The following is a 13,665-nucleotide window of genomic DNA, read 5'->3' on the forward strand; positions in this document are numbered from 1 at the left end:
CTTAGAGAACATCACACTAAAAAGTTCTTAGTCTTCTTACTCTTTATTGCCACCAACAATACCCAAGAGAGCGAGTAGGTTGGTAAACACGTTGTAGACATCTAGGTAAATCGCTAGAGTAGCCATGATGTAGTTTGTCTCACCGCCATTGATAACGCGTTGTACGTCAACCAGGATGAAGGCAGAGAAGATGGCAATAGCTAAGACCATTACAGTCAACATCAAAGCAGGTAGTTGCAACCAGATATTAGCCAGCGAAGCAACGATCAGGAGCAGAACACCAACCATCAGCCATTTGCCCATGCCTGCAAAATCACTTTTGCTCACAGTAGCGATGGTCGCCATCACCGCGAAGATAGCTGCTGTGCCACCAAAGGACAACATGATTAGGGTCGCACCATTGCTGTAGCTGTTGAGCGTAAAGCCTACTAAACGGGACATCATGATGCCCATGAAGAAGGTGAAGCCTAACAAGAGCAGAACGCCTACACCAGTCTCTTTGTTCTTCTCAATTGCCCAGAAGAAGCCAAAGGCAACTGCCATGAAGACGATGAAGCCAATAAATGGACTTCCACCAAAGAGATCAAGACCCATCGCAACACCAAGCCAGGCACCAATCACTGTTGGAACCATGGAAAGGGCTAAGAGGGCATAGGTATTGCGTAGTACGCGGTTACGTACCTGAATATTGCTAATTGAGCCGGTTTGGCCAAAGCCGTAAGAGTTGAGATCACTCATATTGACTCCTTCTTTCAAAGTAATTACATGAGCCCATGGAGGGCTGTTGACAGTAAGTATAGACAAAATGCCCCAATTTCAAGCCCCCCAATAAAAGACCTACAAATTCAGGGCTTATGCCCTGTAAATTCAAGGGCTTAGCCCTACAGACATAGGGGTAAATACGGTCAGGCAATGTATAATTTGGGGGTCGCTGAGGTGGGGTGGCTGTTTTAGCCATTCAGACCCTATCCGGCAAATATCTTTGAATTCACTATTGGAGTCTTGCATGGCAATTGAACGCACCCTTTCTATCATCAAACCTGATGCTGTCGCTAAAAACGTCATCGGCAAAATTTATGACCGTTTTGAATCTGCTGGTTTGAAGATTGTTGCTTCCAGAATGGCACACCTCTCACAAGTTGAGGCTGAGCAGTTCTACGGCGTTCATAAAGACCGTCCTTTCTTCAAAGATTTGGTGAACTTCATGATTTCTGGTCCTGTCATGATTCAAGTATTGCAAGGTGAAGGCGCGATTGCTAAGAATCGTGATTTGATGGGCGCTACTGATCCTAAGAAGGCAGAAAAAGGCACAATCCGTGCTGATTTTGCTGACAGCATTGATGCAAATGCCGTTCATGGTTCTGATGCTCCTGAAACAGCTGCTGTGGAAGTTGCTTTCTTCTTCCCTGGCATGAATGTTTTTAATCGTTAATCACTGATTAATCGATTAGCTATTTATTCATAAGTAGGCGCATTGACCTCCCCGCGCGTAAATCTCTTAGATTTTGACGCTGACCAAATGGCAGCGTATGTCGCGGGGTTGAATGAAAAGCCCTTTAGGGCAAAGCAGCTCATGCAGTGGATACACCAACGGGGTATATCCGACATCAATGACATGAGTGATTTAGCAAAAAGCTTTAGAGCAACATTGCTAGACAAAGCGGAAGTGCTCTCTCTTCCCATTATTAAAGATGAACACGCTGCAGACGGTACACGTAAGTGGCTATTGGATGTGGGCGCTGGTAACGCGGTTGAGTCTGTGTTTATTCCTGAAGATGATCGGGGTACCTTATGTATTTCTTCTCAAGCAGGGTGCGCAGTCAATTGCCGTTTTTGCTCAACAGGTCATCAAGGCTTCTCGCGCAATCTCACTTCCGGTGAAATCATTGGACAACTCTGGTTTGCAGAGCACTTATTGCGCAATGATCCAGAAGCTGTCCGTAGAATTGAAAAATATCCAACCCCAGGTTGGGAGCACACTGGTCGCGTCATCTCGAATGTGGTCATGATGGGAATGGGCGAGCCCTTACTCAACTATGACAATGTAGTTTCAGCATTACGTCTCATGCTAGATGACAGAGCCTATGGTTTATCGCGTCGACGTGTCACCGTTTCTACATCAGGTGTAGTGCCAATGATTGATCGACTCGCACAAGATTGTCCAGTTGCGTTGGCAGTGTCATTGCATGCGCCCAATGATCAGTTACGTGATCAGCTGGTACCGCTGAATCAAAAGTATCCATTGCATGAACTACTCGATGCCTGTGAGCGTTACTTGCCATTTGCGCCAAGAGACTTCCTCACTTTTGAATACTGCATGCTGGATGGCGTGAACGATTCCGATATTCAAGCAAAAGAATTGGTGCGCTTACTAAAGAACATTAAGTGCAAAATCAACCTGATTCCATTTAATCCGTTTCCGGAGTCTGGCCTGAAGCGCTCGTCAGCTCAGCGGGTAAACGCTTTTGCTAGCATTCTCTTGGATGCCGGCATGGTGGCGACTGTGCGCAAGACTCGTGGTGATGATATTGCTGCTGCCTGTGGGCAGTTAGCTGGTGATGTTGTTGATCGCACTCGAGTGCGTGAACGTGCAGTCCACGATGCAGACATCATTACAGAATTACCAGAGCAGCCAATCGAATGGCTCAAAAAGTTAAATTAAGGATTAGATCCCTATGAGCTCTAATAATTCATCAGCAAAACTCCCGCTAGGACCATCTCCTAAGCGCGCAACTCGTCAGGCGACAGTTGCCTGGAAAAGTAACATCATTACCGTAGGTGGTGATGCGCCTGTACGCGTGCAATCCATGACCAATACCGATACTGCGGATGCAGTAGGTACGGCAATTCAGATTAAAGAGCTGGCACGCGCTGGTTCAGAGATGGTGCGGATTACTGTCAATACACCAGAAGCTGCAGCAGCCGTTCCCTATATTCGTGAACAACTAGACAAGATGGATATCTTGGTGCCATTGATTGGTGACTTTCATTACAACGGCCATACCTTATTAAACGATTTCCCTGACTGCGCTAAAGCACTCTCGAAGTACCGTATTAATCCTGGCAATGTGGGTAAGGGCGCTAAGCGTGATCCACAGTTTGCACAAATGATTGAAGCAGCTTGCAAATACGACAAGCCAATCCGCATTGGCGTGAACTGGGGCAGTTTGGATCAAGATCTGTTGGCATCCATTATGGATAGCAATGCTGCTTTAGTAGACCCGAAGACTGCACAAGAGGTCATGATTGAGGCTTTGATTCAGTCAGCATTACAGTCAGCAGAAAAAGCGGTTGAGCTGGGTATGAACCCCAATCAAATTTTGTTGTCTTGCAAAGTCAGTAATGTGCAAGACTTAGTTGCTGTCTATCGTGATCTGTCGAATCGTTCTGACTATCCACTGCACTTAGGTTTAACTGAGGCGGGTATGGGTAGCAAGGGTATTGTGTCTTCTACTGCAGCAATGGGTATTTTGTTGCAAGAGGGAATTGGCGATACGATTCGGGTTTCCTTAACGCCTGATCCGGGCGCCCCTCGTGAGAATGAGGTGATTGTTGCTCAAGAGATTTTGCAAACCATGGGCTTGCGTAACTTCACGCCCATGGTGATTGCTTGTCCTGGCTGCGGCAGAACAACCAGTACCACTTTCCAAGAGTTAGCTGCTGATATTCAATCGTATCTTCGTCAACAAATGCCCATCTGGAAGAAAACTCACCCAGGTGTTGAGAACATGAACGTGGCTGTGATGGGTTGTATTGTGAATGGCCCAGGCGAGAGCAAGCACGCCAATATTGGTATTTCTTTACCAGGGACAGGGGAGACACCAGCAGCTCCGGTATTTGTGGATGGCATCAAAGTCAAAACATTGCGTGGTGAAAACATTGCGCAAGATTTTCAGGTCATCGTGGATGAATACGTCAAGCAAAACTATGCTGCAAAAGCGTAATCAAAATAAAAATAAAAATGACTGATCAAAACAAGCCAGACAAAATCCAAAAGACGCAAAAGATCAATGGCGTACGCGGCATGAATGATTTGCTGCCAGCCGATGCTGCGCAGTGGGCTCATCTTGATCATGTACTGCGGGATTTAACTCGTGCTTATGGTTATGAGTTCTTACGAACACCGATTGTTGAAGCAACGGCAGTATTTCAGCGGGGTATTGGTGAGGTGACCGATATTGTTGAAAAGGAAATGTACTCCTTTGAGGATCGCTTAAATGGTGAGCAACTCACTTTGCGTCCCGAGGGTACCGCTGCATTAGTGCGTTCTGTGATTGAAAACAATTTGCTGTACGAAGGACCTAAGCGTCTTTGGTATACCGGCCCAATGTTTCGTCATGAGCGCCCACAGCGTGGTCGCTATCGCCAGTTCCACCAGTTTGGCGTTGAAGCTTTAGGTTTTGCTGGTCCTGACATCGATGCTGAAATTATTCTCATGGGACAACGTCTTTGGGATGAGTTGGGATTAAAAGGTGTGCGCTTGGAGATTAACTCTCTAGGGCAGGCTAATGAGCGTGCAGAGCATCGCGCTGCCCTGGTAGCTTACTTTGAGAAAAATAAATCGCAGCTAGATGAAGACTCACAGCGTCGCCTGATGAGCAATCCTCTACGCATTTTGGATTCTAAAAATCCAGAGATGCAGGCATTGATTGAGGGTGCACCAAGGTTATTAGATTTCTTGGGCGAAGAATCTCTTGCACATTTCAATGCAGTGCAGGCGTTAATTAAAGCGAACAATATTCCTTGCAAGATTAATCCGCGCTTAGTACGTGGCTTGGATTATTACAACCTCACTGTATTTGAGTGGGTCACAGATGAGTTGGGTGCACAAGGTACGATTGCCGGCGGCGGTCGTTACGATCCACTCATTGAGCGTATGGGTGGTAAAGCCGCCCCTGCGTGTGGTTGGGCAATGGGAATGGAGCGTGTTTTAGAGCTCATGAAAGTCTCAGGATCATTGCCAGAGGCGCAATCCCAATGCGATATCTTTGTCTTGCATCAGGGCGGCGAAACCTTAACTGCTGCCATGATCATTGCCGAGCGTCTCCGCAGTGCTGGTATCGATACCATCCTGTTCTGCCCACCAGATGGCCAATCTGCCAGCTTTAAGTCACAAATGAAGAAGGCCGACGCTAGTGGAGCAGCCTTTGCAGTCATCATTGGCCCAGACGAATTAGCCAAGAATGAGGCTCAGATCAAAGACTTGCGAGCTAGTGGCGAGCAAAAGGCCGTCCCTCTCGATGGGGTACTAGAGGCCGTAATTGATGCCTTGGTGGGCGCCTCCGAATAGAATGAGTCTATTGATTGCACTTAATCGCAATAAAACCCTTATTAATTAGCTTGGATTCACATGCCTTTAGATCTAGAAGAACAAGAACAGTTAGACCAACTTAAAGCATTTTGGCAAAAGTATCGTAATTTGATTACTGGTGTTCTGACGGTTGTCTTGTTTGCCTATGCTGCATACAGTGGTTATGGATGGTGGCGTAATAACCAAGCTTTGGAAGCTTCCAAGCTTTACGAAACGATGGTGAGCGCCATTGCCAAGGGCGATAAAGAGCAGACCTTGCGCGCTGCCGATGATTTGCAAAAAGACTTTGCTCGCACACCTTATGCAGCAATGTCGAGTTTGATTGCTGCACGGATTGCATCTGATGCAGGTGATAGTGCAAAGGCCCTCGATTACTTACGTTGGGCTGCTAAGAATGCATCGAATGATGGTTACTTGGCCTTAGCAAAATTACGCCTAGTGGCTCAGCTCATTGAGCAGGGTAGTGAAAAAGATTTCGCTGAAGCTGATCTAGTTCTGAAGGAAAGCCCAATTACGGGCTTTGAAGCTTTATGGCTAGAGCGACGTGGCGACTGGTATTTAGCGCAGAAGAAAAATGCTGATGCTAAAAAAAGCTACGAAGATGCATGGAAAAAATTAGACCAAGCTAAAGAATTCCCAGAAGAAGCGCGCCGTCTCTTGAAGGTGAAGCTCGATGCCGTTGGAGGGGTGACTAAGTGATGACTGTAAAGATCAAGGCTATGAAACGTCTGCTAAGACTTGCTAGCACCACTATCCTTGTGGGTGTAGTTGCGACAGCATTGATTGCGTGTTCTGGCAGTTCTCGCGTCCGCAAGCCTTCTGAGTTAGCAGCGGTGACCAATCAGTTTGACATGCAACAGGTATGGTCAACCAGCGTTGGCTCTTCTGAAGGCTTTAATTTTCATCCAATCGTGGCTGGCGATGCTGTGTATGCAGCTTCACACCGCGGTAACTTGGCAAAGATTGACTTAGCCACAGGCAATAAGGTTTGGGAGGCTTCCGTTCCTGAGCGCTTATCCATTGGCCCTGGATCTGATGGTCGTACTACAGTTGCTGTGAGTACCCGTGGCACCGTCTATGCCTATGACGATACTGGCAAGCAGATTTGGAAAGTCAGTGTTAGCAGTGAAGTCTTGAGTGAGCCTATTGTTGCTGGCGGAGTAGTGATTGTGCGAGCACTTGATAATCGTTTTATCGGTTTGGATGCGCAAACGGGTGTACGTAAGTGGATTTATCAGCGCCAACAATCTGCTTTATCGCTGCGCGTTGGTTACGGCATGCTGGCAATTGGGAATGAAGTGATTGTGACCGGCTTTGCTGGTGGCCGCTTTGGCATGATTGCAATCGCGAATGGCGGTTTAGTTTGGGAAACCCCTGTGTCCTTTCCGAAAGGCTTCTCGGAAATCGAGCGCTTAAATGATGTCACTGCTAAACCCAGTATGGAAGGCGACATTATCTGCGCAGTCTCTTACCAGGGCCGCATTGGCTGTGGTCAGGCGCGTACCGGAAATCTCTTATGGTTTAAAGATTACTCGAGCTATACCGGCACCTCTCAAAGTACTGAGATGGTTTTCTCGGCTAACGAAAAATCCCATGTGACTGCCTTTGCTACTAAAGACGGTACACAAGTTTGGGAAAATACCCAGCTCACATTCCGTGATTTAGGTGAGCCCTTGGCGGTTGGTAAAGTTTTACTCATGGGTGATGCACAGGGTTATGTGCATGCATTCGCACAGGCGAATGGCGAGATGGTCGCGCGTATTCGTCACGACAGTAACAAAATTTCCGCTGCTCCAATTGCGGTAGGCGGACTCATCTTGATTCAATCTCAAGGTGGAAAAATCACGGCGTATAGTCCTAAATGAATCCAGTCATCACTATTGTCGGCCGCCCCAATGTTGGGAAGTCGACACTTTTTAATCGCCTAACCCGTTCGCGCGATGCCCTAGTAGCAGATTTTTCAGGGCTCACAAGGGATCGCCATTACGGCAAAGGTCGTATCGGTGAGCGCGCATTTATTTGTGTCGATACCGGTGGCTTTGAGCCTGTTGCCAAGACCGGCATTGTTGCTGAGATGGCAAAGCAGACTAAGCAAGCTGTAGCCGAATCTGACATTGTGATCTTCTTGGTAGATGGTCGCCTAGGTATGGCACCACAAGATCGCGTTATTGCAGACTTCTTACGCAAGACCGGTCGTCCAATCATTTTGGCGGTCAATAAAACGGAAGGTATGCAGGCCGGTGTTGTCACTGCAGACTTTCATGAACTTGGATTAGGTGAGCCATTTCCAATCTCTTCTGCCCATGGCGACGGTGTTCGCGGATTAATCGATGACGCCTTAGATTCTTTGGGCATTGCTGAGCCTGATGAAGAGGAATTGGCAAACGATCCAAATCGCCCAATGAAAATTGCGGTAGTAGGTCGACCAAACGTTGGTAAATCGACCTTGATTAATAAGTTGATCGGTGAAGAACGGGTGATTGCATTTGACATGCCCGGCACAACCCGTGATGCGATTGAAGTGCCTTTTGAGCGTAATGGCAAACCATATATATTGGTTGATACGGCTGGCCTGCGCCGTCGTGGCAAAGTATTTGAGGCAATTGAGAAGTTCTCAGTGGTTAAAACATTACAAGCGATTGCAGACTGTAATGTGGTGATCCTGATGCTCGATGCGCAGCAAGATATCTCAGAGCAAGATGCGCATATTGCGGGATTTATCGTTGAAGCAGGTCGTGCATTAGTCGTTGCTGTGAACAAGTGGGATGGCATTGATTCCTACGTTAAAGAACGTGCGCGTTTAGAGATTGCGCAAAAATTACGCTTCTTAGATTTTGCAAATGTCCATCCGATCTCAGCGAAAAAAGGAACAGGCCTCAAAGAGTTGTTTAAGGATGTGGACGCTGCCTATGCAGCCGCGATGGCTAAATTGCCAACCCCACGTTTGACTCGCATTCTGCAAGAAGCCATTGAGCATCAACAACCCAAACGGGTTGGCATGGGCCGTCCGAAATTACGTTATGCACACCAAGGGGGCATGAATCCCCCAATCGTGGTTATTCATGGAACATCATTGAGTGGCGTAACCGATAGTTATAAGCGTTACCTGGAAGGGCGCTTTAGAGATGTATTCAAGTTGCGGGGCACCCCTTTAAGGATTCAGATGAACACCGCCAAAAACCCCTATGTGGATGCGGATAAGGGTAAAAAAGGTAAAAAGCGGTAAATTTGGACTTGATTTTTTTATAATTAAGCTCAATATAGAAGGCTCGGTAAGGTTAATTTGTAAAAGTAATATTTCATTAAAAAAAGCAAGACTCCCTAATTAAAAAACCAATAAGGAGCAGTATGAACAACAAAATTCAATTACTTCAGGATCCATTTCTCAATGCCCTGCGTAAAGAGCACATTCCTGTGTCGATCTATCTTGTCAATGGTATTAAGTTGCAAGGCAATATTGAATCCTTTGATCAATATGTCGTACTACTGCGCAACACAGTTACACAGATGGTTTACAAACATGCAATCTCGACGATCGTTCCTGCTCGTGCGATTGATTTCCGCATAGAAGAAGCTAGCCCTGTATAAAACTGGAGTAGATGCGGCACGCGCCGTTCTCGTTGGCGTTGACACGGGACGCGAAGATTTTGCAGACAGCATGGCCGAACTCAGTCTTTTGGCTGATAGTGCTGGTTCTATACCCACAGCTAGTGTGATTGCTCGCAAAGGCAGAACTGATCCTGCTTTATTTATTGGATCCGGTAAAGCCAATGAACTCAAGCGTGTGATGGAAGAGCAGAACGCAGAGTTGGCGATCTTTAATCATCCACTTTCTCCAACACAGCAACGTAACCTAGAGCGTCATCTTGATCGTCATGTGATGGATCGCACGGGTTTAATTTTGGATATCTTTAGTCAAAGAGCGCAAAGTCATATTGGTAAGACGCAAGTAGAGTTAGCGCAAGTGCGCTATCGCATGTCTCGCTTGGTGCGCGCTTGGAGCCACTTAGAGCGTCAACGGGGTGGTATTGGTGTGCGTGGCGGACCAGGCGAAACTCAGATGGAGCTAGATCGCCGGATGCTAGCAACAAAAGCAAAGCGTTTAGAAAACGAACTCGAGAAGCTCCAGCGTCAACAAAGAACCCAGAGGAGGGCGCGTAATCGTAAAGATGTCTTCTCGGTTTCTTTGGTGGGATATACCAACGCTGGTAAGTCGACTTTATTTAATGCCCTTACAAAAGCAGGGACTTATGCAGCCGATCAGCTTTTTGCTACCTTAGATACCACCTCCAGAAAGGTGCATTTAGAGGGGGTGGGCTCAATTGTGGTTTCGGACACCGTGGGATTTATCCGAGATTTGCCTCACCAGCTAGTCGAGGCCTTTAGGGCTACTTTGGATGAAACCATCCATGCCGACCTGATTTTGCATGTAATTGATGCCTGTAGCCCAGTTGCCAGGGAGCAAAAGGCTGAAGTTGAGGCGGTTTTGGAGGAAATTGGGGCTGATGAGATTCCCAGGATTGAGGTAATGAACAAGATAGACCAGATGCCCCAAACCTTTACCCGTGGAGCGGTTTTAGAGCGGGATGGCTTAGGTTTTCCAAGCCAGGTTTTCCTATCGGCCAGGACGGGCGTGGGTCTTGATTTGCTCCGCTCGGCCCTGGCTGAATGCTCTCAAATGACTGATAGAATAAGGGTCGAACACAACCGTGCCAAGAAGCAGTTGGCCCCGGATGAGTTTTTAGAACCATTACCCGAACGACCAGAAACTTCTGAATTTAATTCGATTCCAAACCGAGGCTACTTTTCAAATGATGCGTAAATTTCTAGGCCTCTTTTCGGTCAATGATCCAGGTTGGGGCAACAGTCACAACAGCGGATCTAAAGATGCTAAAGATGGGCAGGGCGGCGATCAAGCTCCAAAAGTAGAGCCGGATACTAATAAGCCAACCGAAACTCCACCAACAAATTCGCCTAATAAGCCATCTGGTCCTCCAGATTTGGACGAACTCTGGCGCGATTTCAATGACCGAATTGCTGGCATATTTGGTGGCAAGAAAAGGCCAGGCGCTGGAACAAGTAAGCCAAGCAATAAGCCAAGTAGCACTGATATTCCCCCGCCATCACAGCGCGGTGGAGGCGGAAATGGTGGCATGAGTGCGCCAAACTTTAATTTCACCAATCCATTTGGTTCCAAAGCTAGCATCCTGATTAGCGCTGCAGCCGTATTCTTCATTTGGGTTTGCAGTGGCTTTTTTATTATTCAAGAAGGCCAAGCTGGCGTCATTCTGACGTTTGGTAAATATGATTACACCGCTAAGCCTGGTATTAACTGGCGTATGCCTTGGCCAATTCAGGCGGAAGAAACAGTCAATCTTTCTGGTGTTCGTTCGGTTGAAGTTGGCCGCCCAGTATTAATTAAGGCCACCAATCAAAAAGATTCTTCTATGCTCACAGAAGATGAGAACATCATCGACGTGCGCTTCGCTGTGCAATATCGCCTCAAAGATCCAACGGATTACCTGTTTAATAATCGCGATCCAGATGCCACAGTAGTGCAAGCGGCTGAAACTGCCGTTCGTGAAATCGTAGCGCGTAGCAAGATGGATACCGTGCTCTACGAAGGGCGTGAAAAGATTGGTATTGATCTGGCGAACTCAATCCAGAAAATTCTCGATAGCTACAAGAGCGGTATTTACGTCACGAGTGTGACGGTACAAAATGTTCAACCACCTGAGCAAGTACAAGCTGCGTTTGATGATGCAGTGAAGGCTGGTCAAGACCAAGAGCGTCTGAAGAGCGAAGGTCAAGCATATGCTAACGACATCATTCCTCGTGCTAAAGGTACTGCAGCTCGCTTGATTCAGGAGGCTGAAGGCTATAAGGCGAGGGTGGTAGCTACTGCAGAAGGTGACGCTACTCGCTTTAAACAAATTTTGGTTGAGTATTCCAAGGCGCCGCAAGTCACACGAGATCGTATGTACATTGATAGCATGCGCGAAATGTATAACAACGTCACTAAGATTTTGGTAGATACCACTAAGAGCAATAGCCTCTTATATTTACCCCTTGATAAGATTGTTGCTCAAGTTAGTGCTGAGAGTGCACAAGCTGCTAGTTCTCAAGTAAACCAATCTGGTATATCAACTCCAACTGGAAGCGTGACAGTAGGTGGTGCAACCGGCATCAACAATCCAGTGCAATCAACAGGAAGCTCCGCTGATAAGCGCGATGGGCTTCGCAGTCGTGATCGGGAGTCTAGACAATGAACGCAAATCGCTTAATTGCTGCAGGCATTGCTTTTATTGCCTTGATGTATGTACTGTCTTCTAGCATCTTTATTGTTGATCAACGTAAATTTGCAGTGGTGTTTTCATTTGGTCAGATCGTTCGCGTCATTGAAGAGCCCGGTTTGCGTATGAAGCTACCCGCGCCATTTGAGAGCGTACGCTTTTTTGATCGTCGCATTTTGACCATTGATAACCCGGAAGCAGAGCGCTTTATTACTGCTGAGAAGAAGAATCTCTTGGTGGATTCTTATGTGAAATGGCGCATTGTTGATCCTCGCAAGTTCTTCATCAGCTTTAAGGGTGATGAGCGCTTGGCGCAAGATCGTCTGACGCAATTAGTGCGCTCTGCTTTGAATGAAGAGTTCACCAAGCGAACTGTCCGTGAGTTGATTTCGGATCAGCGCGAAGAGGTGATGCAAGGTATTCGTAAAAAAGTAGCTGATGATGCCGCTGATATTGGGGTAGAGATTGTGGATGTGCGTCTGAAGCGCGTTGATCTCTTGGCTGAGATCAGTGATTCTGTATATCGCCGCATGGAAGCGGAGCGCAAACGGGTAGCCAATGAATTGCGCTCAACCGGTGCTGCTGAGTCTGACAAGATTCGTGCAAATGCAGAGCGTCAACGCGATACGATTTTGGCTGAAGCTTATCGTGATGCACAAAAGATTAAAGGCGCAGGGGATGCTAAGGCAACTGCTTTATATGCAGAGGCATTTGGTCGTGATGCTCAGTTTGCTCAGTTCTATCAAAGCTTAGAAGCCTACCGTAGCTCTTTCAAGGATAAGAAAGACATCATGGTGGTTGAGCCTAATGGCGAGTTCTTTAAGTTCCTGCACAAAAAATAAGAAAGTAAATTCTCCAGATCATGAATCGTTGGTTGCTTCCTGAAGATATTGCAGACGTTTTGCCAGCACAGGCACGCAAGGTGGAGACTTTGCGCCGTGCGATCTTAGATCTCTATGAGTCTTATGGATATGAGTTAGTTGCCCCTCCTATTTTGGAGTTCTTAGACTCCTTATTGACTGGCACTGGTTCAGACCTCAATCTTCAAACCTTTAAGTTAGTAGATCAGATGTCAGGCCGCACCTTAGGTTTGCGCGCTGACATTACCCCCCAAGTGGCTCGCATTGATGCGCACTTATTAAATCGCGCTGGCGTTACCCGTCTTTGTTATGCCGGATCTGTCGCGCATGCTCGTACACCAGTTGGAAGCTCTGCCCGTGAAGATTTGCAGTTGGGCGCAGAAATTTATGGCTGCGCAACTTGGGAGGCTGATTTTGAGGCAATCACTTTGCTCCTTAAAACCCTCTCGATTGCAGGCTTGGATAAGGTGTATCTCGATTTATCTCATGCTGGCATCTTGACTGGTATCTTGGCAGACCAGAAGTTAGATAAAGAGGCGATTGAGGCTTTGTATGGTTTATTGCAAAGTAAGGATCGTCCACGTCTGAGTAAGTGGGCTGCCTGTTTGCCAACAAAAACAACTGAAGCACTGATGGCTCTGACTGAACTCAATGGTCCTTGCGCTGAAGTATTGGCAAATGCAAAAAAAGCATTGCCTAAGCATGTTGCTATCGATCAAGCATTGGCCGATCTCGAGCGTTTAGTTGCTGCAGTGAGTGCATCCAGTGGATTGGAGATCAGTATTGATTTAGCGGATCTACGTGGTTATCAATATCACAGTGGTGTGATGTTTGCTGCTTATGTAGATAAGCTGCCACAACCCATTGCTAGGGGCGGGCGCTACGACCATGTAGGCCAGGCTTTTGGCCGCTCCCGGCCTGCTACTGGATTCTCATTGGATCTTTTGACTTTAGTCAACCTGTCGCCACTCAAAGCGCGCAAGTTGGCGATAGTTGCACCTTGGCTTGAAGACGCTGCTTTGAGTAAAGCGATTGCCGCCTTACGTGATTCTGGCGAAGTGGTGATTCAGGTCATGGCAGGAGAAAAAGTAGATGCCGCCGAATATGAATGTGACCGAGAGCTAGTAAAGCAGGGCAGCTCTTGGGAAGTAAAGAAAAAGTAAACAGTTAACCTATTTTGTAATTATCTTTTTGGATTTCA

The 13,665-nt window shown here is 47.0% G+C and carries 13 protein-coding genes; 12 read left to right on the forward strand and 1 reads right to left on the reverse strand.

Going from position 1 to position 13,665, the window contains the following annotated elements; genetic code table 11:
• Window positions 1–36 precede the first annotated feature (36 nt).
• Window positions 37–738 carry a Bax inhibitor-1 family protein gene (locus tag B6A14_RS06955; protein WP_087909767.1) on the reverse strand — a complete coding sequence of 234 codons (702 nt, stop codon included), beginning with the start codon at window positions 736–738 and terminating at the stop codon, window positions 37–39.
• A gap of 268 nt (window positions 739–1,006) precedes the next feature.
• Between B6A14_RS06955 and ndk the strand changes: the two genes are divergently transcribed.
• The 12 genes from ndk to B6A14_RS07015 all read left to right on the forward strand — a co-directional run bounded on the left by ndk (window position 1,007) and on the right by B6A14_RS07015 (window position 13,627).
• Window positions 1,007–1,432 carry a nucleoside-diphosphate kinase gene (gene ndk, locus B6A14_RS06960; RefSeq protein ID WP_087909768.1) on the forward strand — a complete coding sequence of 142 codons (426 nt, stop codon included), beginning with the start codon at window positions 1,007–1,009 and terminating at the stop codon, window positions 1,430–1,432.
• A 42-nt stretch (window positions 1,433–1,474) separates the two neighbouring features.
• A complete protein-coding gene (rlmN, locus tag B6A14_RS06965; RefSeq protein WP_087909769.1) occupies window positions 1,475–2,662 on the forward strand; it encodes a 23S rRNA (adenine(2503)-C(2))-methyltransferase RlmN in 1,188 nt (395 codons plus the stop codon).
• Between the two features lie 13 nt (window positions 2,663–2,675).
• Window positions 2,676–3,944, forward strand: a complete 1,269-nt coding sequence (gene ispG / locus B6A14_RS06970; RefSeq protein WP_087909770.1) for a flavodoxin-dependent (E)-4-hydroxy-3-methylbut-2-enyl-diphosphate synthase — start codon at window positions 2,676–2,678, stop codon at window positions 3,942–3,944.
• A gap of 17 nt (window positions 3,945–3,961) precedes the next feature.
• On the forward strand, window positions 3,962–5,290 hold the full coding sequence (gene hisS, locus B6A14_RS06975; RefSeq protein WP_087909771.1) for a histidine--tRNA ligase: 1,329 nt from the start codon (window positions 3,962–3,964) through the stop codon (window positions 5,288–5,290).
• A gap of 60 nt (window positions 5,291–5,350) precedes the next feature.
• Entirely contained in the window at window positions 5,351–6,010 is a 660-nt protein-coding gene (locus B6A14_RS06980; RefSeq protein WP_087909772.1) for a YfgM family protein, read from the forward strand.
• On the forward strand, window positions 6,010–7,176 hold the full coding sequence (gene bamB / locus B6A14_RS06985; RefSeq protein WP_087909773.1) for an outer membrane protein assembly factor BamB: 1,167 nt from the start codon (window positions 6,010–6,012) through the stop codon (window positions 7,174–7,176). The genes B6A14_RS06980 and bamB overlap by 1 nt, the downstream gene beginning before the upstream one ends.
• The gene (der, locus tag B6A14_RS06990; protein WP_087909774.1) at window positions 7,173–8,537 is read left to right on the forward strand and encodes a ribosome biogenesis GTPase Der; all 1,365 of its coding nucleotides are present in this window, start codon (window positions 7,173–7,175) and stop codon (window positions 8,535–8,537) included. The genes bamB and der overlap by 4 nt, the downstream gene beginning before the upstream one ends.
• Window positions 8,538–8,659: 122 nt before the next feature.
• Entirely contained in the window at window positions 8,660–8,899 is a 240-nt protein-coding gene (gene hfq, locus B6A14_RS06995; RefSeq protein WP_087909775.1) for an RNA chaperone Hfq, read from the forward strand.
• On the forward strand, window positions 8,892–10,133 hold the full coding sequence (gene hflX / locus B6A14_RS07000; protein ID WP_269088052.1) for a GTPase HflX: 1,242 nt from the start codon (window positions 8,892–8,894) through the stop codon (window positions 10,131–10,133). Before hfq ends, hflX begins: the two co-directional genes overlap by 8 nt.
• Window positions 10,123–11,580: an FtsH protease activity modulator HflK gene (hflK, locus tag B6A14_RS07005; RefSeq protein ID WP_087909777.1), complete on the forward strand. Its 1,458-nt coding sequence runs from the start codon at window positions 10,123–10,125 to the stop codon at window positions 11,578–11,580. The genes hflX and hflK overlap by 11 nt, the downstream gene beginning before the upstream one ends.
• Window positions 11,577–12,446, forward strand: coding sequence for a protease modulator HflC (hflC, locus tag B6A14_RS07010; RefSeq protein ID WP_087909778.1), 870 nt, complete (start codon window positions 11,577–11,579; stop codon window positions 12,444–12,446). The genes hflK and hflC overlap by 4 nt, the downstream gene beginning before the upstream one ends.
• 20 nt (window positions 12,447–12,466) lie before the next feature.
• The gene (locus tag B6A14_RS07015; RefSeq protein WP_087909779.1) at window positions 12,467–13,627 is read left to right on the forward strand and encodes an ATP phosphoribosyltransferase regulatory subunit; all 1,161 of its coding nucleotides are present in this window, start codon (window positions 12,467–12,469) and stop codon (window positions 13,625–13,627) included.
• The last annotated feature ends 38 nt before the right edge of the window (window positions 13,628–13,665 follow it).

Source organism: Polynucleobacter hirudinilacicola (genome assembly GCF_002192535.1).
GTDB classification, from domain to species: Bacteria; Pseudomonadota; Gammaproteobacteria; order Burkholderiales; family Burkholderiaceae; genus Polynucleobacter; species Polynucleobacter hirudinilacicola.